The following is a 23,555-nucleotide window of genomic DNA, read 5'->3' as shown; positions in this document are numbered from 1 at the left end:
CGCTCCGGCGGGCTGAACCGGCGCCGAATAACCCGTTCTACGTGACGGAATCCCGGGCCGCGGGGCTCACCGGCGTCGCGCAGATGCCGCCCCTCCGAGTCGGGCTGATCCGAGAGGCAAGGCCTGACCGGCGTCCAACGGCCGTTCGAAGAAGGTTTCCAGAACCACCGTTGCCTGCGTCCCGCTGACCCCGTCGATCGCGTACAGGCGGCGCAACACGTCCTGGAGCCGCTCGGTGGTCGAGGTGCGCACCTTTATCAGGACGGCCGCGCTGCCGGCGATGACGTGCGCCTCCTGGATCTCCGGAACGGCGGCGAAGTCCTCGGCACGGTCGCCCATCCACGCAGTCGAGTCGACCAGCACGAAGGCGAGGACCCCGCGGTCGAGTGCCGCGGGGTCGACGTCGACCGTCGTGGCCCGGATGACCCCCTGTTCGCGCAGCTTGCGCACGCGCTCGTGCGCGGCACCCGCCGACAGGCCGACCGCCTTGCCCAGCGCGGCGTACGACTGGGTGGCGTCCTGCTGGAGCAGCGCGATCAGTTGACGGTCGATGTCATCCACTGGTTTCATGCGAAGACCATACCTGGTTCGGTCATATGCGTGTTACGTTGAATCAGATCCTGGTCAATTCCTCCGAGGGGACGCCATGTTCGCCGACGGCCTGTACGAGATCCTGGACGACCGCTTCCGCACCGGACGCTGTGCGAACGGCGACAGCAGGCTGGAGGTCCTGCACGACGGTTGCCGCTGGGCCGAGGGCCCGCTGTACCTCCCCGCCTGGCGCCAGCTCATCTGGAGCGACATCCCGAACGACCGCATCCTGCGCTGGGACGAGGCCACCGGCACGGTCGGCGTCTTCCGCGCCCCGGCCGGCCACAGCAACGGCAACACCCTCGACCGGCAGGGCCGCCTGGTCACCTGCGAGCAGGGCAACCGTCGCGTCACCCGCACCGAGCCCGACGGGACCGTGACCGTCCTCGCCGACCGGTACGCCGGCAAGCGGCTCAACAGCCCGAACGACTCCGTCGTACGCTCCGACGGCACGATCTGGTTCTCCGACCCGGACTTCGGCATCACCAGCGACTACGAGGGCCATCGCGCCGAGTCCGAGATCGGAGAGTGCAATGTGTACCGGATCGACCCCGCGACGGGGGACGTGCACCTCGCCGCCGACGGGTTCGCAGGACCCAACGGCGTCATCCTGTCGCCCGACGAGACGCGGCTGTACGTCTCCGACTCGCGGACCGCCAGGATCCACATGTTCGACATCCGCGAGGACGGCACGCTCTGCGACGGGAAGGTCTTCGCCGAGGGCCGGGGCGACGTCCGCTTCGACAACATCCGCTTCGACGACGAGGGCCGCCTGTGGGCCGCCGCCCTGAACGACGGCGTCCACTGCTACGACCCCGACGGCACCCTCATCGGCCGGCTGCGCGTGCCCGAGCCCGTCTCCAACATCGCCTTCGGCGGCCCGAAGAACAACCGCCTGTTCATCACGGCCACCACCTCCCTGTACTCGCTGGTGATGTCGGTGACAGGGGCGCCGCGCCTCTAGCGCTGCAGCAGTGTTTCGCTATTTCACCTGGTCGCAGGGGTGTTTTCGAGTTGTGAGCGGGACGGCGTACAGCCCATGGCGCCCTGTGCGGGTCTTGTTGGTTGCCGAGCACGTCAGAAGCGCGGCCGGCACGGCGGAAGCGGGTGACCGCTTCGGCATCCACCTTGCGGCGGCCGACCTGGACGTTGACGGTCTACTGCCCTGGTTGTCGGAGCCCCGGGCGAGGACATCGGCAGTGCGCGTGACGTCGGGCTGCACACCGTCCTGTGGGGAGGTTCGGGCGGGCTCGCTACCACCACCGTCGGTCAGGGTCGGGCGGAGACCCAGCCTGATCACGATGAGTTGGCGCGCTCAGCTGGACCGACGGGGTGCGCCCCTGGCACAAGGACATGCCTCGTGCCAGGGGCGCGGTCAGCAACTCAGGGTCTGCCGTGACGGTCAGCGTACGGCGTAGGCCCTGATCAGGGTCTGTTCGATCTTGCTGCCGTTGGCGTCCTGTGCCTTGACGCGCAGGGACACGTAGCCCGATGCCGGGTTGCGGACGGACACCTTGTAGTGGCCGTCGGTCTTGGTCTTCACCGTCGCGGGGCTCCAGGTGGCACCGTCGTCGGTGGACGCCTCCACCTCGACCCCGTCGATGTCCGGGGTAGCGCCGGTCTGGAGCGCGAACGCCAGATCGAAGTTGTCGATGGCGCCACCGACGGCGGTGTTCTCCGCATCCAGGTCGAAGCCGTACTTCGGCCAGAGCAGCGCGAGGTTCTCCTTGCCGCTCGCCGCCCGGGCGGACTTGAACGTCCATGCGGTGCTGGTCTGCGTGGACAGCGGGAACCACGCCGGGCGCTGGGTGTCCAGGGTGACGCGGTAGCTCGCCTGGTCAGGGCTGACCGGCAGCGTGGTGTTCAAGAGCCGCGGCGTCTCCTTGAGGAGCTTCCCGTCCTGGTATATCCGCGCCGTCCGCTTGTCGGCGGGGTGTTCGAAGAAGCCGAAGTGCCCCTGGCTGTCACTCATCTCCGGCACCGTGAGGGTGATGTTGTCACCCTCGCGGACCGCCTGGGTGGCCTCCGTTCCGGCCGGGCCGTTCGCCGCGCCCAGCCAGGTCTGCTCGTGCTGCTCGCCCGGCTGGTAGGTGCGGATTTCCTCCCTCACACTGCGGCTGATGTCGGTGCGGTCCGGGTAGACGCTGTGCCACCACCGCAACTCCTCCATCATCGGCTGCTTGCTGCCGGTGGAGTACCACTCCTCCCGGTCCACCGGCGCGTCGAAGAAGTCCGGGACGCCGGCGACGAGGGAATCGTCCGGGCGGAACGCCAAGTTGACGTCGCCGATCAGGGTGCCCTTGGTGCTGCGGTAGTGCGACTTCACCACGGCCGAGTTCTCCGCGGTGACCGCGTCGACGGGGTCGGCCGGAATCCTGCCGGGAACCCTCGTCGCGATGTTGTACACCTGGGGAACGCCTGTGATGCCCTTCAGGACGATCTGCGTGGGACCGTCGGCCATCCGGCCGAAGAGCACCGCGCCCTCGTCCTGGGTGAGGGACCAGGCCGGGATGGCAGTGCCGGTGCTCTTCGGCACGCTGGTGCCGAAGGGGCCGGGCTTGTCGTTGACGAGGATCACTGCCTTCGCGCCGGCATTGGCCACTGCGGCGATCAGTTCGGCAGACTTCGTGTAGCTGAACGGGGTGCTCGCGCGGGTGACGACCGCGAGCTTGCCACGGAGGTCCTTGCCGGCCAGGTCCTCCGGCCGTGCCATGCCGGCGTCGACCGCCTGGAGCGTGCTGGTGCCGTACAGCCGGGCCGCATAGACCACTGGCTCAAGCGGGAGCGCCTGCCCGTCATAGGTCGCCCGGATCACCGGCGAGTGCCTGCGCTGCTGGAAGTGGAACTCGAACGTGCCGAGCTCCACCGGCTTGGTGGGCACCACATAGGAGTGGTCCCAGAGCGGGCTGAACGCGGGCTTCATGAAGTCGATCCCCAGCTTGCCGGGGAGCCGCTGGCGGTACCCGAGTTTGAAGCCGCTCTGCTCGGACTTCTTGGGCGTGGCGACCTTGACCTCCTTGCCCAGCCGGGCATCCAGCGTGATCGTCCGCTCCGCCTTCACTTCCACCACGGGCTCACCGGCGAGGGTGTAGTCCGTGACGAGGGACGAGGCCTCGTCCCTCGTGTGGACGACACCCATGACGGAGTAGCGTCCCAGCGGCACCGCGACAGTCTTGGTTCCGTCCTGGGGGAAGACCTGCTGCAAAGCCCCCGTGTCCAGGTTGAACACCGCAAGCTCGCCGGTCGCCGGGTTTCCGTGCCGGTCGATCGTGTCGACGGTGAGGTCGACGGTGGGCACCCCCTTCGTCGCGCCGACGGTCGTGTGAATCGCGGTGCCGTCGGTCGCGGTGGCGGTGATGACACCGGTGTAGTCACCCAGGGCGCCGAGTTCGGGGTGGTAGGTCACCGTCACGCTCGCGGTGGAGTTCGCCGGGACCGTCACGCTGTTGGCGCTGAGCGTGAACGTGCCGTCCGGTGCGGGCCCGGTCTCCCCGGAAGAGGCCAGGCCGAGCGACAGTGTGGTGTCCGCCGCGGAGGTGTTGACGTAGGTGATCGTCTTGGTGACCGGCGCGCTCTCGGCCGTCGACTTGCCCATGCTGACGACGGCGGGGCTGGAGTAGACCGTGGCGTCGATGGCCTTGGGCACGTCGACCCGGCCGCTGCCCTGCTGGTAGGCGGTGTACGAGCCCTGCTTGGCGGTGCCGGCCAGCACCTGCTTGAGCCGGTCGGCGGTCCAGTCCGGATGGCGCTGGGCCAGGATCGCCGCGGCGCCGGCCACATGCGGGGTGGCCATCGAGGTGCCGCTGGCCGCGGTGTAGTTGGCGTCGACGGCGGTACCCATCGAGGTGCCGGCGGCGCGCGCGGCGACGATGCCCACGCCCGGTGCGGTGATCTCCGGCTTGACCGCGAAGGTGTCCTTGAGCGGGCCGCGGCTGGAGAAGTTCGCGAGCTGGTCCTGCTTGGACACCGCGCCGACGGTCAGCGCGGCGTCGGCGGCACCCGGCGAGCCCACGGTCGACTTGCCCGGGCCCGTGTTGCCGGCCGCGATGACGAACAGCGAGCCGGAGGACGCGGTGAGCTGGTTGACGGCCTCGCTGATCGGGTCGGTGCCGTCACTGGGGGCCTCCGAACCCAGGCTCATGCTGACGACGTCCGCACCCTCGGCCACCGCCCACTCCATGCCGGCGATGACCCCCGACTGGGGGCCCTCACCGGCATTGTTGAGCACCTTGCCGACGTACAGGTCGGCGCCCGGCGCCACACCCTTGTACTTGCCGCCCGACGCGGCACCCGAGCCGGCGATGGTCGAGGCGACATGCGTGCCGTGACCGTGGTGGTCGACCGCATCGGGGTCGCCGGTGAAGTTCTGCGTCTTCTTCACCCGCCCCGCCACATCAGGGTGGTTGGGGTCGACACCGGTGTCGAGGACGGCCACCTTGGTGCCGGTGCCGTCGTAGCCCTTCGCCCACGCCTCCGGCGCACCGATCTGCGGGACACTCTGATCCAGCGTCACCTTCACCGGCCGGTCGAGCCAGAGCTTCTTGATGCCGTCGGCGAGCTTCGGTGCCTTCGTCGCGGCGGCGCTGTCGTCGTCGACCGCCTCCCAGAACGTCGCCGCCTTCTTCTTGCTCGCACGCAGCGCCACCGCGTTGGCGCTGGGCAGCTCGTCGGCCTTCACCGAACCGGCCGGCGCGGCCTGCTTGAGCGCCTTGCCCGCCTTGCCCGGCGCGCCCGCGAAGGTCGCCATCAGCGGCACGGCGGGGCGGTGCGCGTCGTCGTAGCCGTACTCGACGAGCTTGGTGACGTTGAACAGCTCGCGGTCGAGCTTGTTCGCGGCAAGGTACGGCTGGGCCTTGTCCGGGATGACATAGACCTCGTCGCCCACCTTGATGGTGGAGAACGCCGCCGGGGTGCCGTCGGGCGCGGGCTCGATCGTCGCCGCCTGCAAGCCGTTGGCATGGCGCTCCAGCGTCACGACCTCGCCCGTGACGAGGGTGAGCGTGTGTGTGGCGACGACCGGGCTGTTCTGCTGCGACTGGCTCGCCCGGGTGGTCGGCGTTTCGGCGGCTGCGACGGCGGGGATGCCGAGCGTCCCGGCCACGCAGGCCGTGGCCAGCAGCGCCGTGAGCGCGCGCTGTGAGCGGTGTGGCAAGCGCCGGAGTATGGGGATGGTCAGGTGGACCGGGAGCCTGGATGCCCCAGCCGGTGGTGACTGTCTCATGCGGCAATGACCTTTTCTGAGGGGAGAATGCGCGCGAGTACCGCGCGGTTGCGGGGATTACGCATCGCGCCGAATGGCTGCGATGAATGTGGTGGGTGCCGGGCGGTGCTGCTTCGGGCCGATCGGTGGCGCAGCGCCGGCCGGCGAACGACGCGTCCCGCTGCTGCGGCAGTGACCTGGCATCGGTCGGTCGGCCTGCGGGGTTCGCCCCGGAACCCGGTCTCGTCGGGAAAACAGGAGGGCTGGGCCGGTCGAGGCGATCCGTCAGATTCGACCGTGCGCCAGAAGCCTTGCGGACGCGGGGAGATGAACGGCGACAGACGGAGGTAATGATTCCATGCCGTTGAGTGTTGTTCGCGCACTGGCTACCGGACGATTGGGCAGATGACCCATCTTTGCTTCCGCGCCCGCCTAACGGTGGGCGCAGGCCCTGCCGTCGTCGACGACGCCGGCTTCGACGACCTTCACGGCCAGCGCCGTCCGGGACGACACCTCAAGTTTGCGCATCGCTCCTTCCAGGTGCCGCGCGACCGTCTTCGGCGACAGGATGAGGACACCGGCGATCTCCCGGTTGGTCCGGCCTCCGACGAGCAGCCGGACCACGTCGAGCTCCCGGGGAGACAGCTGGTCGCCGTAGCTGCGCCGTCCACCGTGCCACGACGGACGCTTCACCCCGACACCGTATCCACGCAGTGTGTGCATGACGCGCTCGGCGTCGCCACGAGCGCCGAGGGTGGACAACCCCTGGAAGGTCTCCGCAAGGATGGAGAGCGCCGCATCGGACTGGTCCGCACGTAGCAGACAGCGGGCCTGTCGCTCACGGCTGAGCAGGACGTCGTACGGCCGCGGAAGGCCCTGCCACGCGTCGGCCGCACGCGCGAACAGTTCGGCGGCGCCGAGGGAATCGCCTTGATGCTGGGCCAGGATCGCCCTGCAGGTCGACAAGGCGGCGTGCGGGCCAGGTGCGCGGCGATCGCGCACTCCCGCTGCGAAAGCGTCGATCAGGTCGCCGGCTTCGTCGGCGCGGCCGGCCATGAGCAGTGCCTCGGCCCGGACCGGGGCGAGTTCGGTGGCCCAGATCCAGGTGCCCTTGCGTTCCAGGAACCGGATCGGCTCGTCGGTCAGCTGCAGCACGTCGTCGATCCGCCCGGCGCCGAGCCGGAGCCTGGCCAGGGCGCCGGCAGGTTCGACGGAGTACTCCGCCCCGCCGTGCAGGTCCGCCTGTTCAAGGACGAGCCGCAGGCGCTCGTCCGCTCTGTCCTGATCACCGCGGGCCGCATACAGCAAGCCGGTGACCATGGCCGGCGCCAGGCGGCTCACCGGCTGCAGGAGTTCCTCGTCGCCGGCCAGCAATCCGGCCCGGTCGGCCAGCCCGTCCCAGTCTCCGGTGAGCCAGTCCAGGTGGGCCAGTGTCACCTGCCCCTTCCTGAGGAGCTTCTGGTACTGATACGTGTCGGCCAGCCCTACGGCCAGCGTGAGAACCCGCCTGGCCTCAGGGTACCTCCCCCAGATCAACGCCATGTGCCCGACGTTGAGTTGGCCGACCGTGATCTGCTGCCTCTCCGCGGCGGTGGACGCATCATCGGCGATCAACGCTGCCTCCGCCCACCCCTCCTCCTCACCGAGCAGCAAAAGCCCGCTCGCCCGTCCGACCCGGATGCTCAGTCGGTCCCCCGGCGCCATCGAGACCGGCACCTGCGCAACGCGCCGAAGCCACCTGAGGTGTTCGGCCGCCGGTGTCGTCGTCCCGTACGGCAGGCCGAGGAACATCATTGCGCGGGCTGCCTTCGCCAAGTCGTGCCCGAGGTCGGGCAGCGCGCGTTCCATCTCGATCCGCGACTGCTCGAACCCCTCCATCTGCTGCAGCAGCCGGGCGACGTGGAAGCGGATCTCCGCCGCCTCGCTCGGCGCCGGCTCGCCGGTGTCCAGCACGAGGCGGAGGGCGTCCATCAGTTCGCGGTAGCGTTCGTGCCCGCTGAGCAGACAGAACGGAACCTTGCCGGTCAGCCGGACCACGTCGGCGGGCGGCAGGCCGGCGTCGGTGAGCAGATCGTGCAGCAGGATGAGCGCCGTCGCATCGTCACCCGAGGCGAGGGCGAGGTCGGCAGACTGTTCCGCGTACCGGCACCACGCCCTCGTGTCGCCGGCCTCCCGGAAGTGGCGCGCCAGCTGGGCGACCGGGGGCGGGGGGGCGCCTTCGAGGACATGTGCGGCACGCAGGTGCATCGCCCGCCGCTGCGGCCCAGGAATCGCCTCGTACACCGCGCGGCACGCCAGCTTGTGCCGGAACGAGACCAGCCCGCTCGGGTCCTCCCTCAGCAGCCCCGAACCCACCGCCTCCGCCAGGCCTGCCAGCCTGCTCGCCGGATCGCCTTCCGGAGCCATCACCTCAACGACGGCGTCCTCGGGGGCGGGGTCGGTGAGTACGGCGGCCGCGCGCAACGCCGCCTGCGCCGCCGGGCCGAGCCGTGCGCCGCGTTCCAGTACGACGTCCCGCACCGTCGGCGGTACGTCGATCTCACTCAGTCGCTGCCGCACCCAGGAATCATCCCGTCGGGTCGGGTCAGCGCGGTTCCACATCAGCCGGACGGACTCCTCGACCGCGAGCGGAAGCCCGTCGGTCCGGTCGTGCAGGATGGTCGCGAACTCGTCGGAAACCCGTTCCCCACCCAGCATCGAGGACACCATCGCGGCAGTCCCGGGAACATCCAATGGCTCCAACGACAGCCGCAGCCGCGCCGCTCCCGCCGGTTGCCTCGACGACAACCGCAGCAGCAGGGAGTCCGGCGCGATTTCCTCCGGGCGGTAGCTCATCAGCAGACTGACCTGTTGTCGCGGACGTGATGTCAGGAACAGCAGAAACTCCAGGGTGGCCTCATCTGCCCAGTGCACGTCCTCGACCGCGAGCAACCCGATTTCGAGCCGTTCGAGGATCTCCTCGATGGCCCGGAACAGTCGGTGTCGTGCCGCTGCTGCGTCTTCGGCCGGGTCGGGTGTGGGCGGCAACGCCGATGCCCACTCGGGGAACAACGGCCGGAGCGCCCCCGCCAGCCCGCTCAGGCCGAGCCGGGCGACATCCTCGGTCGCGGGTCGGATCGCGTCCACCACCGGACCGAGCGTGAAGGGCTGTCGAACAGCCGGGCAGGCCGCCAGCAGCACCCGCTGCCGGGCCGGGGCATGCGCCGAGAGCAGCTCCTGGACCAGTCGGCTCTTACCGATCCCGGCCTCGCCCTCGATCAGCACGACCACCGGCGGGTCGGACAACGCCGCTCTCAAAGCGGCGAGTTCGCGCTCGCGTCCGACCAAGCCGGGTGATGCGATCGCCAGTAGGCTGCGTGTGTCGGAATCGCTGGTAGACATGCGCCCCACCGTGGGAGACAGACAACGGCGTGCCCGAACCGTCGTCCTCCGTGAACAATATGATCAGAGGGTACAAGGCAAGGCGGCAGGGGGATAGGCCATGTCCACAGGCGTGGTGCGGAAGGCGATCACTGTGGAGTTCCGGGGCTGAATCTCCTTCGTGACCGAGCCCGCGGATGGTGTCGAGCGGTTCCGACGGCTGGTCGCAGGGAACCGTAGTCGCTTCCGGATGTCGGGCCGGTCGGTGGCCTGCCACCGGGGGCGGCGTGCGGGCGTTCGTGGTTGCAGTAGTTGAGGAAGTCGGCGAGCGGGGCTCGTCGTTCCTGCTCGGAGGCGTCATCGCGCGGCCGAGCCGCAGCCGACGCGGGCCGTGAATGACCGGCTCATCGACGAGCCGGTCGCCCGCGCCCAGGCCGAGGGCCTTCAGGCCCTTCGGTAGGAAGTTGAAGGGCGCAGCGGTGACCGGGCTCGGAACGGCTTGGTCAACCGAGGGAGCGCCGGGCGGCCGCGGCGTCGGCGGGGTTCCAGCCGCGTCGGGGGACGGAGCTGAGCAGCAGACGTGTGTAGGGGTGGTGAGGCGCGTCCAGGATCTCGGCCGTAGGGCCCGCCTCCACCACCTGTCCCTCCCTGAGGACCATTACCTCGTCGGTGATGTGCCGGACGACGGCGAGGTCATGGGTGACGAAGAGGAAGCCGATGCCGACCTCGCGCCGGATGGTGCCCAGGAGTTCGAGGACCTGCGCCTGAATGGACACGTCCAAGGCCGCCACGGCCTCGTCGAGGACGAGGACGCGCGGTTCGGCGGCCAGCGCGCGGGCGATCGCCACGCGCTGGCGCTGGCCGCCGGACAGCTTGCCGGGCAGGGCGGCCGCCTCCCGTTCGCCGAGCCCGACCTGGTCGAGGAGTTCGGCGACGCGCTTTCGCCGGGCCGTCGTCTCCATCGGGAAGTGGAGGCGCAGGACCTCTTCGACGCACCGGCCCACGGTCACCCGTGGATCGAGGGACAGGTACGGATCCTGGAAGACCATCTGGATCTCGCGTGCGCGGGCGAGTCGCTCGGCTCTGCCCCGGGCGGGCGCCGAGCGGTCACGTCCACCGATGCGGATGGTGCCGCCGTCGGGGCGCTCCAGGCCGACGAGCATCCGCACCGTCGTGGTCTTGCCGCTGCCGGATTCGCCGACGATGCCAAGAGAGGAGCCCGGCGACAGGGTGAAGGACACGTCCTCCACCGCCGTGTGGTCTCCGTACCGCTTGCGCAGCCTCTGAACGACGAGTTCCTCGGTCGCCCCGGTCACAGTGTGATCCCTTCGTCGGCGCGGTGGCACGCGGCGAGTCCGTCGCCGTGGTGCGCAAGTTCGGGCGTCTCCTCAAAACAGCGCGGCTGCGCATGGGCGCAGCGCGCTGCGAAGGCGCACCCCGGTGGGGCCTCGGCGAGGGAGACGGGTCGGCCCGGGATGGGGCGTGGGGCGGCGGCTCCGGCCTCGATACGGGGCGTGCAGGCGAGGAGTCCCGCCGTGTACGGGTGGCGTGGACGGTCGAACAGTGCGTCGGTGCTGCTGGTTTCGACGATCCGGCCGGCGTACATGACGTACACGCGGTCGCAGATCGCCGAGGCCAGTTCGAGGTCGTGGGTGACGAAGAGCATTCCGGTGCCGCGTGCGGCCTGGAGGCGCGTGAGGATCGCGATGATCTCCGCCTGGGTGGTGACGTCGAGGGCCGTGGTCGGCTCGTCGGCGACCAGCAGAGCGGGCTCGCCCGCGAGGGCGGCCGCAATGACCACGCGCTGGAGCATCCCGCCGGAGAACTGGTGCGGGTAGCGGCGCAGCGCGCCCCGCGGATCTCGGATGCCCACCGCGTCGAGGAGTTCCTCGGCCCGGTGCTCGGCCGCGGCGGCGGGGGTTCCCGCACCGCGCAGTCCCTCAGTGAGGAAGTCGCCCACGCGGCGCAGCGGGTTCACGGACGCGCGCGGGTCCTGGAAGATCATCGCGACCTGTCCGGCACGCAGCCCGGCCAGTTCGGCGCGGTTCATGGTCAGGACGTCGCGGCCCGCGACCCGCACCTCACCACTCGTGCGCGCCCCGGCCGGCAGCAGCCCGAGCACGCTGCGGCACGCGACCGACTTGCCCGAGCCGGACTCGCCGACCAGGCCGACGGTCTCGCCGGCCCCGACCCGCAGTGTGACGCCGTCGAGGATGGGCCGGGCCGCCTGCTCGCCGGGCAGGCGGATGCCGAGCCCGTCGATCTCCAGCGCGGGGGTTTCATACTCGGTCATGGCACTCACCGCTCCCGCTTCGCGATTCGGTCGGCGAGCCCTTCGCCGACGATGCCGAAGGCGACCACGGCGAGGACGATGCATGCGGACGGCGCGAGCGCGGGCAGCATCGCCCCCTGCTGGATCGCCGATTGGCCTTCGTTGATCATGGCTCCCCAGTCGGCCGTGGGCGGCTGCACCCCGAACCCGAGGAAGGACAGCGCGGCGAGATCCATCAGTACATAGCCGAAGTTCATCGCGGACTGCGCGAACACCGTCGGTGCGATGTTCGGCAGCAGATGACGCAGGCAGATCGTCCACCCCGACCAGCCCTGCACGCGGTACGACTCGATGTAGGCGCGGGCCTTCTCCTGGCGGGCGATACCTCGGACCAGGCGTCCGACGTACGGGGTGTAGGCCACGGCCATGGCGATCACGGGCGCGGCCATGCCCGAGCCGAGGACAGCTACCAGGAGGATGGCCAGCAGCAGTCCGGGGATTGCGAAGGCCAGGTCCATCGACCGGGACAGCAGGGCATCGGCCCAGCCACCGCGCCAGGCGGCGACCATGCCGACGAGCGTGCCCAGGAGGGTCGAGACGCCGACCACGAGGAGCGGTCCGAGCAGGCCCGTCCGCGCGCCGTGGATCAGCCTCGACAGGATGTCGCGGCCCGACTGGTCGGTGCCGAGGAGGTGGTCGGCGCTGGTGCCCGTCAGGCTCGCCGACAGGTCGAGCACTTCGGGGTCGTACGGTGCGAGCACGGGGGCGAGGACGGCGATCAGGACGAGCACCGCGAGGATGACGACACCTGCGGTGAACAGTGGGCCCTGGCTGAGTACCCGCAGTCCGCGCAGGCCCCGGCGGCGGCGCAGCGCATCCGGGGAGGAGGACGCGGGCGAGACGGCGGTGGTCATCGGGAAGCCTCCCCGTAGAGGGACAGCCGGGGATCGATGACCGGCACAAGCAGGTCGACGATCAGGTTGACAAGGACGAACGCCGCCACGCTGAGCAGAGTGATCGCCTGAACGACGGCGAAGTCCTTGGCTGTCACCGCCTGCACCAGCAGGGAGCCGATACCGGACACGTTGAAGGCGGTTTCGACGATCGAGGTGCTGATCAGCAGGCCGGCGAGCATGGTGCCGCCGACGGTGACAATGGGGCCCAGCGCGTTGCGCAGCACATGCCGACGGACCACGGCGCCTCCCGCGACCCCGCGGGCGCGCGCCACCTCGACGTGTTCGCGTCCGAGTTCGTCGAGCATGGCCGACCGGGTGACCCGGGCCAGCAGTCCGCCGAACGTGACCGCCAGGGCGAAGGCGGGCAGCGTCAGATGGTAGAGGCGGTCGCCGAGGCCCTCGGGAGTGCCACCGGGCCCGGGAAACCAACCCAGTTGGACGGAGAAGAGCGAGACGAGCGCGATGGCGCTGACGAACGAGGGAGTGGCCGTGGCGACGCCGGTGCCGAGGAGCACCGCGCGGTCCACCGCACCGGGGCGCAGGGCGGCCAGGATGCCGCCCGTCACCCCGAGGACTGCGACCAGCAGTGCCGCGTAGCCGACGAGCAGCGCGGTGCCCGGCAGACGGGAGGCGATGAGGGAACCGACGTCCTGGTGGAACTGGGTGGAGCGGCCGAAGTCGCCGTGCAGGACGCCGCCGAGCCACTTCGCGTACTGGACCGGCAGCGGGTCGTCCAAGTGGTACTGCGTGCGCAGTGCCGCGACCGCGTCCGGGGTCGCGGGGCGACCGTGGAGCAGGAAGGTCACCGGGTCGCCCGGCGCGAGATGCACGGTGCCGAAGACGACGAACGAGGTGACGAGCAGCACCGCCATCAGGCCGAGCAGGCGGCTCATCAGATAACGCGTCATTACTGCGCGGCCCCGATCGTCGCGGCCCACGGGTAGTACAGCTGGGCGATGCCGGTCGGGGCACCCGTGACCCGGCTGCCGAGGAAGACCGAGTAAGGGGCTTCGTACAGCGGGATGACCGGGAGCTCGCGCACGGCGATGCGCTGGAGTTCGGCGGTCAGCTCCGCGCGGCGCGCCGCATCGGGCTCCGCGTTCGCCTTGTCGAATATGGCGTCGAACTCGGCGTTGGACCAGTTGCCGTAGTTGCCGAAGTCGCCGGTGCGCAGGTACTGGTAGAACTCCAGCGGGTCGGGAGTGTTGTCGTACCCGTTGGTGATGACGAGGTCCAGTCCCTTACGGGCGCCGGCGTCGACGAAGACGCTGGTGTACGCCTCCGGGGCAACGGACTTCAGCTGGACGTCGAGGCCGATCTGTTTGCCGGCGGCCTGGACGGCATTGGCCACGACGCTGATCTCCGGGGCGAGCGAACTGGTGACGAGGGTGATCTTGCGCCCCGTGGCACCGGCCTCGGCGATCAGCTTCTTCGCGCCGGCCACGTCGTACACGGGCTCGGGCAGCGCCTTGAAGTAGTCGTCGGCCTTCTCGGGCGTCAGCCCCCACGCGTCACGCGCGGCGGGCGCCTTCGCGGGAGTGCCGATGCCGCCGGCGGCAGCCTTGATGATGTTCTTGCGGTCGAGGGCCATGGAGAGGGCCTGGCGGACCTTGAGGTCTCCGAGTGGGCCCTTGAGGTCGAGTACGGCGAGTTCGGAGACCCCGGTGTTGGGGCCGAAGTACACCGTGCCCTTGGAGCTGGTGCGCAGCTGGGCGAGGGAGGAGGAGGGCACCAGGTAGCCGCCGTCGGCCGTGCCGGACAGGAAGGCGTTGGTGCGGGCGGACGGGTCCTCGATGAAGGTGAACTTCACGGTGTCGGTCTTGGGAGTCAGCGACCGGTCCCAGTAAGCGGTGTTCTTCTTCAGGTTGATGCTGTCGCCCTGGGCCCAACTGTCGAGCGCGTAGGGGCCGGTGCAGTTGACCTTGCCCTTGGGGCCGCCGTAGTCCTTGCCGGCCTTGGCCAGGAAGGCGGCGCTCTCGACGGTGCCGGGAGAGGCCGCCATGAGTTCGTTGAGGAGCACGTCGGGCTTGTTGAGCCGGATCGTCACCTCCAGCGGGCCGCTCCTCTTGATGGAGGCGACGTTCTTGAAGGTCGAGCCCCACGGGGAGCCGGTGGCCGGATCCATGTGGCGTTCGAGGGAGGCGACCACGTCGTCCGCCGTCATGGTCGATCCGTCGTGGAACTTCACGCCCGGTCGAAGGGTGTACACCCAGGTTTTCGGGTCCGGGTTCGTGTACTTCACGGCCAGCCCGGGTTCGATCTTCATGTCGGGGGTGATCCGCAGCAGTTGCTCGCACACGTTGGCGAGCACGGAGTTCGGCGGGTAGTCGTAGGCGAGGGCGTAGTCGAGCGTGTAGGGCTCGGCGTACAGCGACCAGGTGAGGGAGTCGAGGGAGCCTTTCGCCGCCGGGGAGTTCGGGGTGACGGTGTAGGCGTGGGCACCGCCGCCGCCGGACTGGGATTTGGTTGCGCCGGAACAGCCGGCGGCGGTGGCCGTGACGACGGTGGAACAGACAAGCAGCGCGGTGGTTCTGGACATGCGCAAGGAGACCCACCCCTTTACGGGTGTAGTGACGGGCGCTGGGAGATGGAGCGAGTATTGATGCGGGAACGTTCCCGCGCAAGACTTTGCGGGAACGGTTTTGCTGAGGTCGCGAGGGTGGCAACATCGGTGCATGACCTCAGCTCCCCAACGCGGCGGGCACACTGTGCGGACCGCCCCGCCCCGCGTCCGTCTCGTCGATGTCGCCCGCGAGGCGGGCCTCTCCAAGACCACCGTCTCGGCGGCCCTCAACGGCACGGGACGGCTCTCGCCGGCCGTGCGGGAGAAGGCCAGGGAGACAGCGCGCAGGATGGGATACCGGCCCAACGCCACCGCCCGGCAGCTGCGTGTGGGGCGGGCCCCGCTGATCGGTTATGTCGTGGGGGAGTTCGCAGGGACCCCGTGGACGTATCTGGAGTCGCCGTACTTCGCCCAGCTGACCAGCGCCACGGCGGCTGCGGCACTCAAACACGGATACGCCCTGGTGATGCTGCCCGCGGGATCGCTGCACAGCGAGTGGGCCGACCTGCCGCTCGAAGCGGTGATAGTTGCCGATCCGGTTGCCGACGACCGGGTGGTGGAGGATCTGCTTGCCGCCCGTATCCCCGTCTTCAGCGACGGATCGGTGGACGGCAGACCCGGAGCGCACTGGGTGGACGTCGATGCCGAGGAGGCGGTCCGCGGAACCCTGGAGCATCTGGGATCGCAGGGCGCACGGCGGACGGCGCTCGTGCTGCCCGACAGCACCACCCGCTTCCACCGCGGGGTTCTGGCCGCCTACCGGGGCTGGTGTGCCGCACGCGGCTGCACGGCCCGGGTGACCCTCGCCGCCGACGCCGGCAACGGCCCGGTGGTCCGGGCGGTGGACAGCGCGCTGACCGCTGCCGAGCGGCCCGACGCTCTCCTCGTGGTGGCGGAGCTGAGCCCGCCGCTCGTCCTGGAGGCGGCACGCCGCCACGGCTACGACGTACCCGGCGACCTTCTCGTGGTGTGCGTGAGTGAGAGCAGTACCGCCGAACACACCGAACCTCCGGTCTCCACACTGAGCCTTCAGCCCCGGAAGATCGCCGAGGCCGGGATCGAACTCCTCGTCGCCGCCCTGGAGAACGGCGACGAAGGGCCCTCGGGCGTGCTCGTGCCGACGCGCCTGATAGTCCGGGAGTCCTCGCGGCGGCCGTCCTAGGCCCTCCTCAGGCGGAGTGCACCAGCGTGCCGCCGACGTAGGTGCGCAGGACCTGGGCCTCGGCGATCTCCTCCGGGGGCAGCGTGAAGATGTCCCGGTCCAGCACCACCAGGTCGGCCAAGTGGCCGGGGAGCAGACTGCCGGTGTCGTCGAGCCCGTTCACATGTGCCGAGCCGGCCGTGTAGGCGGCGACCGCGGTGGCGAGGTCGAGGCGCTGCTCCGGCAGGAAGACCCGCCCGTCGGTGGCCTCGGGCTCCATCCGGTTCACCGCGACATGGATTCCGGCGATCGGATCGGGGCTGCTGACGGGCCAGTCGCTTCCCGCGGCCAGAGTGGCTCCAGCGCGCAGCAGGGAGCCGAACGGGTACTGCCAGGAGGCCCGTTCGGGTCCGAGGAAGGGGATCGTCAGCTCGTCCATCTGGGGTTCGTGCGCGGCCCAGAGCGGCTGGATGTTGGCGATGGCGCCGAGCCGTGCGAAGCGATCCAGATCGTCGGGGTGGACCACCTGGAGGTGGGCGAGATGGTGGCGGTTGCCACGCCGCCCATGGGCCTCGACGGCTGCCTCGACCGCGTCCAGGGCCTCGCGCACCCCCCGGTCGCCCAGCGCGTGGAAGTGGACCTGGAAGTCGTGGGCGTCGAGCTCGGTGACGTACGAGCGCAGGGCGACGGGGTCGACGAAGCTCAGACCCGAGTTGGCGGTGGCGCAGCCGCAGCCGTCGAGGTAGGGGGTGGTCATGGCCGCCGTGAAGTTCTCGGCGATGCCGTCCTGCATGATCTTCACCGCACGGGCCCGGAACCGTCCGTGGCTCAACTGCTCTCGCTGGGACAGCAGATCGGCGATCTGCTCGGCCCCCCGCTCGCGGTCCCACCACAGGGCCCCGGTCACCCGGGCGGTGAGCGTGCCTTCACGGGCGGCCGCCAGATAGGCGTCGGACGGGTCCGGCTTGCCGCCGAACACGCCCAGGAGGGCGTCCTGCCAGCCGGTGATTCCGAGGGAATGCAGCAGCTTCTGGGCCCGCAGCAGACCGGCGAGGCGCTCCGCTGGTGTGCTCGGCGGAACGATCCGGGAGACCAGGGCGGTGGCGCCCTCCTGCAGCATTCCGCTCGGGGTGCCGTCCGGCTCGCGCTCGATCCGGCCGTCGAAGGGATCGGCGGATTCCCGGGTGAGACCGGCCAGTTCGAGTGCCCGGGTGTTGGCCCAGGCGCCGTGGTGGTCGCGGTTGACCAGAAGGACCGGGCGGTCCGGGATCACCGAGTCGAGGAGCTGCCGGGTGGGCAGTCCGCCGTCGAAGCTCTCCATGGACCAGCCGCCGCCCGTGATCCACGAGCGGTCCGGGTGCGCGTCGGCGTAGGAGCGTATGCGGGTGAGGTAGTCCTCGACGCCCACCGTGCCGGTCAGATCGCACTCGGCCAGTTCCATTCCGCCGAACACGGCGTGGATGTGCGAGTCCTGGAATCCGGGGAGCAGCAACTTGCCCTGGAGATCGATGACTTCGGTGTCCGGGCCGATCAGTTCGCGCACCTCGTCATGGCCGACGGCGGTGATGCGCTCCCCGGTGACGGCCAGGCTGCTTGCCCGGGTGCGCGCGGGATCGCCGGTGTGGATGGGGCCACGAGTGAAGATCAGATCGGGCTTGGCCATGAGGTGCTCCAAGGCGAGAGGGAGGGATGTGTCGAGCGGTCATGCAACCGAGGTGCGCATTTGAATGTCAACGCTGTTGTCGTAAGACGCGTCCAGCGAGGGGTTTCCGAGGTGTGGCGGGGCGCAGGCGGCCGTAGGGCGCCGTGCTGTCGGAGCGGCTGATCGTCGGGGACGGCCCTGCCGGTGGTCGCGCGGCGCTGACGCCCTCTCGGTGCGACGGATCGGCGCAGCTCTGGCTGTTGACCGCGGTTTCTTGTACCGGTACTCCTGGAGTGCCGACGACTTGCTGCTCACTCTCGTCGACGAGCTCATCGCCCGCGCGCGGGAGGGCTGGGAGTCCACCGGGGACCCGCGCGGCGACCTGCGGGAGATCGGGCTCCGGCTCCACGCCTTTCGCCGGCCGACCCGCAGTCGGCCCTGCTTGTGGCGCACCGGACGGCCGGGCGGTGCCATGAGCGCGCCCGGAGTGTGGAAGCGATTCCTGCGGCGTCGCACCGGCCCGGTCTTCTCCGACTGGACCGCGGTACGGATCCACCACGCGCTCGTCGACCGGGCCCTGGCCTTCGCCGCCGTGGACACCGCCGTGCCCGCCTTGCTGGAACCGGTCTGGGAGGGGGATGCCGACGGACGTCCCGGCTTGCCTCGTACGGGCGGCTTTGTCGCCCCACGTTGCCCCCGGATGCCGCCGCGATGCTGCCGCTGCTCGGTGCCGGTATGCGGGACAGCGGCTGCGCCTTCGCCCCTGCGCTCATGCTGTGCGCGGCGGCATGGCTGCCGGGGAGCGACGGTGCGGGGGGTGAGCGAGCCCGAGGGGCGGCGGCTTCGGTGGGCGCCCCTCGGGCTCGTCGTACGAATCAGGCGTAGAACCTGTACACCGCCTGGGCGACGCAGGCGGGCTTCGCCGAGCCGTCGATCTCCACGGTCAGGTCGACGACGACCTCGACCCCGCCCTGGACCTCTTCCACGGACACGACCCGGCCGTGGGCACGGACCTTCGCGCCGACCCGCACGGGAGAGGGGAAACGGACCTTGTTCAGACCGTAGTTGACGGCCATCGAGACGCCCTCGACCCGCAGCAGTTCGCTCCACAGGGGGATCAGGAGGGAGAGCGTGAGGTAACCGTGGGCGATGGTCCCGCCGAAGGGGCCGTTCTTGGCGCGCTCGACATCGGTGTGGATCCACTGGTGGTCGCCGGTGGCGTCGGCGAAGGTGTCCACGCGCGGCTGGAGGATCTCCAGCCAGCCGCTGTGGCCGAGATCGGCTCCGGACCGGGCCTTGATCTCGTCGATTCCGTTGACGGTGAGGGGCATGGGGTACTCCCGGGTGCTGAGAGGGATTCTGTCGATGAGGGGCGGTCAGTCGCCGAATTCGGACCGGATGACGCCCTTGAGCAGCTTTCCGGTGGCGTTGCGCGGCAGCATCGTGCCGCGCAGGAGGCGAAAGGTCCGGGGAATCTTGTAGCGGGCCAGTCGGCCGTTCAGATGGGCGAGGAGTTCGGCCTCCGTCGCGGTGGAGTCCGGAGAGAGGACGACCACGGCCCGGCCGACCTCGCCCCACTTGGAGTCGGGCACGCCGAAGACCGCGCATTCGATGACGTCCGGATGTTCGAGGAGCGCGTCCTCGGCCTCGGCGGGGTAGATGTTCTCTCCACCCGAGATGATCATGTCCTTGAGGCGGTCGACCAGATGCACATAGCCGTATTCGTCGACCAGCGCCACGTCGCCGGAACGGAACCAGCCGTCCCCGGTGAAGGCCGCGCGGCTCTCCTCCGGAAGATTCCAGTAGCCGGGCGTGACGTTCGGGCCCGAGACGACGACCTCGCCCTTTTCGCCCGGTGCCGTGTCCTCGCCCGCCGCGTTCCGGACGCGGACATCCGTGAAGAAGTGCGGTACCCCGGCCGAGCCGGCGCGGTCGAGGGAGTCGGTGCGGTCCAGGACGAGTGCCCCGGGCGAGGTCTCTGTCATCCCGTACCCCTGGACGAACGCCAGTCCGCGCTCCAGATAGGCGCGCGCGGTGCGGGCGGGGACGGGTGCCCCGCCGCAGAGGAGGGTCCGCAGGCTCGACAGGTCAGCGGTGTCCCAGCCCGGCGCCGAGGCCATCGCGTCGTACATGGTCGGAACCCCGAACAGACAGCTGACACGGTGCTGTTCCACCAGCTCGAGCGTGCGGTCCGGATCGAAGGAGGACTCCAGCAGGACCGTGCCGCCCTTGAGCAGGGTGGGCAGGGCGGTCATGTTGAGGGCTGCCGTGTGGAAGAGGGGCGCGCTGACGAGCGCGACCTCCTCGCCGGACAGGTCGGTGTCGACGAGGACGTTGACGCTGTTCCAGATGATGTTGCCATGGGTCAGGACGGCGCCCTTCGCCCTGCCCGTGGTGCCCGAGGTGTACATGATCAGGCAGGGCTCCTCGTGCCCCACCTCCTCATCGATCTCCTCCACCGAGGCGGCGGCGATCGTCTCCTCGTACGCGAGTCCCGGACCGGCCGTCACAGCGATCAGCGTCGCGAGACCGGCCCGGTCCGCGAGTTCCACCATGTCGGCGGCCGGCCGGTGGGCGTGGACCAGGACGCGGCTGCCGGAGTCGGTGATCTGGTGCACCAGTTCGGGCACGGTGAGACGGGAGTTCAGCGGTACGAAGACCGCCCCGAGTTGCCCCGCCGCGAAGAGGGCCTCCAGGAAGGCCGGATGGTTCGGGCCGAGGAAGGCCACCCGGTCCCCGCGCTCGACCCCTTGGTCACGCAGGGCATGGGCAAGCCGTGTGCAGCGGTCGTGGAACTCCCCGTAGGTGAGGCCGCGACCCTCATGGACGAGGGCGGGGCGGCGCGGCGTCTTGCGATTGCGCCGCGCGGTCCAGGAGCCGATGCCCTGGTTGCGCATGGCTCACTCCTCCGTCAGGCCGAGCAGCCGGGCCGCGTTCTCCTTGAGGATCTTCGGACGCACCTCGTCCTTGACCGGCAGCTTCGCGAAGTCGGCGAGCCAGCGGTCGGGGGAGAGCAGCGGGTAGTCGGACCCGAACAGCACCTTGTCCCGCAGCAGGCTGTTGGCGTACCGCACGAGCTGTGGCGGGAAGTACTTCGGCGACCAGCCCGACAGATCGATGTACACCTGTGGCTTGTGCGTGGCCACGGCGAGAGCCTCGTCCTGCCAGGGGAAGGACGGATGGGCGAGGACGATCCGCATTCCGGGGAAGTCGGCGGCGACGTCGTCGACGTCCAGCGGATTCGAGTACTTCAGCCGGATGCCGCCGCCTCCCGGCGCCCCCGCGCCGATGCCGGTCTGCCCGGTGTGGAAGACGGCGATCGCGTCGGCTTCCTCGATGGCCTCGTACAGCGAGTACGCCATGCGGTCATTGGGGTGGAACGCCTGGATGTTGGGGTGGAACTTGAATCCCCGTACCCCGTACTCGGCGACCAGCCGGCGGATCTGGCGCACGGCGGCCCTGCCCTTGTACGGATCGACCCCCGCGAACGGGATGATCACGTCCGGGTGCTCCCGGGCCGCTTCGGCGATCTCCTCATTCGGTACGGGTGCGGTGCCGGTGGCCGACTCCGCGTCGACCGTGAAGACCACACAGGCCATCCTCCGCTCGCGGTAGTACGCGGCGATCTCCGGCAGGGTGGGGTGGCGGTGCTCCGCCTTGAAGTACGTGCCGGCGGCGCTGTCCAGTTCGGCGGAGAGCGAGGTCGTGCCCCGCGCGGACACCTCGGCGTGGACGTGCATGTCGATGGCGGTGAGCTCGGCCGGGTCCGGCCCCCTGGTGCCGCTCGCGGCCGTGGTGCCCGTCACAGCTGCGGCGCCGGGATGCCGTAGGTCTGCTCGGACCGGGCGAAGACGCTCGGCCAGGCCGCCGCGACTGCGTCCGCGCTCCAGCCACCGTCCGTGTAGGCCACGGCGACCTCCTGCGGGTGCGACCAGAGGGCGAGCTTGTCGCCACCGACGCCGATGCACTGACCGGTGATGCCGGCCGAGGCGTCCGAGGCGAGGAAGGCGACGAGGCCGGCCACGTCCTCAGGGGTGCCGAATCCCTCGCCCTTGCGCAGGCTGTCGGGGAACGCGGTGCCCTCCAGCTCCAGTGCCTCGATGTGCGGGGCGAAGGCCGGAATGGTCTTCGTCATCGCGGTGGCGGCCACCGGTATGACCGCGTTGGCGGTGATGCCGGCGCGAGCCAGCTCCAGCGCCCAGGTGCGCACCATGGCGGCGATTCCGGCTTTGGCAGCCGCGTAGTTGGTCTGCCCGAAGTTGCCGCGCTGACCCGCGGGGGAGCCGGCGACGATCACACGCCCGCCCTCGCCCTGTTCCCGCATCCGTTCGACAGCGGCCCGGACGCAGGTGAACGTGCCCCGCAGGTGTACCTGGACCACCGTGTCGAAGTCGTCGTCCGACATCTTCCACAGCACCTTGTCACGCAGGACGCCGGCGTTGGTGACGATCACGTCCAGGCGGCCCCAGCTGTCGACGGCCCGGGAGACCAGAGCATCGGCGGCCTCGGTGGAACCGACGGGCACCACCTCCGCGACCGCGCGCCCGCCGTCGGCGGTGATCTGTTCCACGGCCGCAGCGGCGGCCTTCGCGTCCACGTCGTTGACGACGACGGCCGCGCCCGAGGCGGCGAGTGAGCGGGCGTAGGCCAGCCCCAGACCGCGGCCGCTGCCCGTCACGACGGCGACCTTGCTGGAGAGATCCATGCTGCTTCCCTTTCGTGAAGGCCGGTGCGCGGGTGCGGGAAGGGCGACCACGGCGGAGACCGGCAGGAGCCCAAAGCTAGGCAGAATTCAAACCGTGGTCAACAGAGTGCCGAATATTTATCTCCGAGAGCAGTGCGGCGCCTACGCTGTCCCCGTGACCAGACCCCACTCGCCCCAGGAACCGATGGACGCCGCCGAGGGCGGCGCACCTGCCAGGCCGCAGTCGCTGATGATGAGCTTCTTCGGCATCCACGTGCTCGGCCGTGACATCGCGCTCTCTTCGGCGTGCGTCATCGACGCCTTCGCCCGTGTGCGGGTGGGTGAGGATGCCGTCCGCTCGACGCTGACGCGCATGGTCGGCCGCGGTCTGCTGGAGCGGCATCGGCGAGGACGCCGCATGTACTTCTCGCTCACGGAGCGCGCGGCGGCTGTTCTCTCCGACGGGCAGGAGCGGATCTGGCGCGACGGAGCCGTCAACCGGGAATGGGACGGCACCTGGACCCTGGTCGGTTTCTCGCTGCCGGAGTCCAGGCGCCGTGAGCGGCACGACCTGCGCTCACGCCTGGTGTGGGCCGGATTCGGGCCAGTGCAGAGCGGCCTGTGGGTTGCTCCGCGCCGAGTCGACGTGGCCCCGCTGGCGGCGGAGCTCGGGCTGGAGGACCATATCAGGGCCTTCCACGGCGAGGCCGCGCCGCCGACCGAGGCCGGGTCTCTGTTGGACGCCGCATTCGACGTGGACGCGATCGCCACCGGCTACCGGTCCTTCATCGATCGGTGGGGCGGCTCCGTTCCGCCCGGTGGCGCGGCGGACGACATGGCGCTGCAACTCCTGCTGCACACCGACTGGCTGGAGCTCGTGCGTGACGCCCCCTATCTGCCCGCCGAGCACCTGCCCGAGGGCTGGCCGGCCGCGCGCGCCGAGGAGCTCTTCCGTGAGCTGGCGCGGCGGTACGAGCCCGGTGCGTCGCGGATCGCGGACGAGATGCTGGACCGGATCGACCTGGCCGACGGAGCCGTGGCCGAGGGGGCCGGGGTCGACGATCCCGGGGCCGGCTGAGCGCTTATGACAACACTGTTGACGTTATAGCCCCCAAAAAGGTCTGATGGTGTCAGTTCGGAGGCACG

General features: G+C 70.1%; 16 protein-coding genes. 3 read left to right on the top strand and 13 right to left on the bottom strand.

Features of this window, described 5'->3' with window-relative positions; translation table 11 throughout:
* Positions 1–66 precede the first annotated feature (66 nt).
* Positions 67–561, bottom strand: a complete 495-nt coding sequence (locus OG953_RS04330) for an Lrp/AsnC family transcriptional regulator (protein ID WP_405691614.1) — start codon at positions 559–561, stop codon at positions 67–69.
* An 85-nt stretch (positions 562–646) separates the two neighbouring features.
* Here OG953_RS04330 and OG953_RS04325 point away from each other — a divergent pair, with 85 nt between their 5' ends.
* Complete coding sequence (locus OG953_RS04325; protein WP_405682604.1) at positions 647–1,555, top strand: SMP-30/gluconolactonase/LRE family protein; 909 nt, start codon at positions 647–649, stop codon at positions 1,553–1,555.
* Positions 1,556–1,993: 438 nt separating this feature from the next.
* Here the strand turns inward: OG953_RS04325 and OG953_RS04320 are convergent, their stop codons facing one another.
* The 7 genes from OG953_RS04320 to OG953_RS04290 all read right to left on the bottom strand — a co-directional run bounded on the left by OG953_RS04320 (position 1,994) and on the right by OG953_RS04290 (position 14,918).
* The gene (locus OG953_RS04320) at positions 1,994–5,743 is read right to left on the bottom strand and encodes a S8 family serine peptidase (RefSeq protein WP_405682602.1); all 3,750 of its coding nucleotides are present in this window, start codon (positions 5,741–5,743) and stop codon (positions 1,994–1,996) included.
* Between the two features lie 480 nt (positions 5,744–6,223).
* Positions 6,224–9,172: an AAA family ATPase gene (locus OG953_RS04315; protein WP_405682601.1), complete on the bottom strand. Its 2,949-nt coding sequence runs from the start codon at positions 9,170–9,172 to the stop codon at positions 6,224–6,226.
* 482 nt (positions 9,173–9,654) lie between these two features.
* Positions 9,655–10,467 carry an ABC transporter ATP-binding protein gene (locus OG953_RS04310; protein WP_405682599.1) on the bottom strand — a complete coding sequence of 271 codons (813 nt, stop codon included), beginning with the start codon at positions 10,465–10,467 and terminating at the stop codon, positions 9,655–9,657.
* Positions 10,464–11,444, bottom strand: coding sequence for an ABC transporter ATP-binding protein (locus OG953_RS04305; RefSeq protein ID WP_405682597.1), 981 nt, complete (start codon positions 11,442–11,444; stop codon positions 10,464–10,466). The genes OG953_RS04310 and OG953_RS04305 overlap by 4 nt, the downstream gene beginning before the upstream one ends.
* A 5-nt stretch (positions 11,445–11,449) precedes the next feature.
* Positions 11,450–12,337, bottom strand: coding sequence for an ABC transporter permease (locus OG953_RS04300; RefSeq protein ID WP_398632028.1), 888 nt, complete (start codon positions 12,335–12,337; stop codon positions 11,450–11,452).
* Positions 12,334–13,287 (bottom strand): ABC transporter permease, encoded by a 954-nt coding sequence (locus OG953_RS04295; protein ID WP_405682596.1) that lies wholly within the window; start codon positions 13,285–13,287, stop codon positions 12,334–12,336. The genes OG953_RS04300 and OG953_RS04295 overlap by 4 nt, the downstream gene beginning before the upstream one ends.
* Entirely contained in the window at positions 13,287–14,918 is a 1,632-nt protein-coding gene (locus OG953_RS04290) for an ABC transporter substrate-binding protein (RefSeq protein ID WP_405682594.1), read from the bottom strand. Before OG953_RS04290 ends, OG953_RS04295 begins: the two co-directional genes overlap by 1 nt.
* 136 nt (positions 14,919–15,054) lie before the next feature.
* Between OG953_RS04290 and OG953_RS04285 the strand changes: the two genes are divergently transcribed.
* A complete protein-coding gene (locus OG953_RS04285; protein ID WP_405682593.1) occupies positions 15,055–16,104 on the top strand; it encodes a LacI family DNA-binding transcriptional regulator in 1,050 nt (349 codons plus the stop codon).
* A 7-nt stretch (positions 16,105–16,111) separates the two neighbouring features.
* Here the strand turns inward: OG953_RS04285 and OG953_RS04280 are convergent, their stop codons facing one another.
* The 5 genes from OG953_RS04280 to OG953_RS04260 form a co-directional block, all read right to left on the bottom strand.
* Positions 16,112–17,746, bottom strand: a complete 1,635-nt coding sequence (locus OG953_RS04280; RefSeq protein ID WP_405682592.1) for an amidohydrolase — start codon at positions 17,744–17,746, stop codon at positions 16,112–16,114.
* A gap of 854 nt (positions 17,747–18,600) precedes the next feature.
* Positions 18,601–19,056 (bottom strand): MaoC family dehydratase, encoded by a 456-nt coding sequence (locus OG953_RS04275; protein ID WP_405682590.1) that lies wholly within the window; start codon positions 19,054–19,056, stop codon positions 18,601–18,603.
* Positions 19,057–19,101: 45 nt separating this feature from the next.
* Positions 19,102–20,622, bottom strand: coding sequence for an acyl-CoA synthetase (locus OG953_RS04270; RefSeq protein WP_405682588.1), 1,521 nt, complete (start codon positions 20,620–20,622; stop codon positions 19,102–19,104).
* Positions 20,623–20,625: 3 nt separating this feature from the next.
* Positions 20,626–21,465, bottom strand: coding sequence for an amidohydrolase family protein (locus OG953_RS04265; protein ID WP_405691612.1), 840 nt, complete (start codon positions 21,463–21,465; stop codon positions 20,626–20,628).
* Positions 21,466–21,527: 62 nt separating this feature from the next.
* Positions 21,528–22,430: an SDR family NAD(P)-dependent oxidoreductase gene (locus OG953_RS04260; protein ID WP_405682586.1), complete on the bottom strand. Its 903-nt coding sequence runs from the start codon at positions 22,428–22,430 to the stop codon at positions 21,528–21,530.
* Positions 22,431–22,584: 154 nt separating this feature from the next.
* On the opposite strand from OG953_RS04260, the gene OG953_RS04255 reads away from it, so the two are divergent.
* Positions 22,585–23,487 (top strand): PaaX family transcriptional regulator C-terminal domain-containing protein, encoded by a 903-nt coding sequence (locus tag OG953_RS04255; RefSeq protein WP_405682585.1) that lies wholly within the window; start codon positions 22,585–22,587, stop codon positions 23,485–23,487.
* Positions 23,488–23,555: the final 68 nt, after the last annotated feature.

Origin of the sequence: Streptomyces sp. NBC_00057, assembly GCF_045041165.1 — a bacterium.
Taxonomy (GTDB): Bacteria; Actinomycetota; Actinomycetes; order Streptomycetales; family Streptomycetaceae; genus Streptomyces.
The sequence above is the reverse complement of the archived record's forward strand: the minus strand, read 5'-3'. Positions and strand labels throughout refer to the sequence as shown.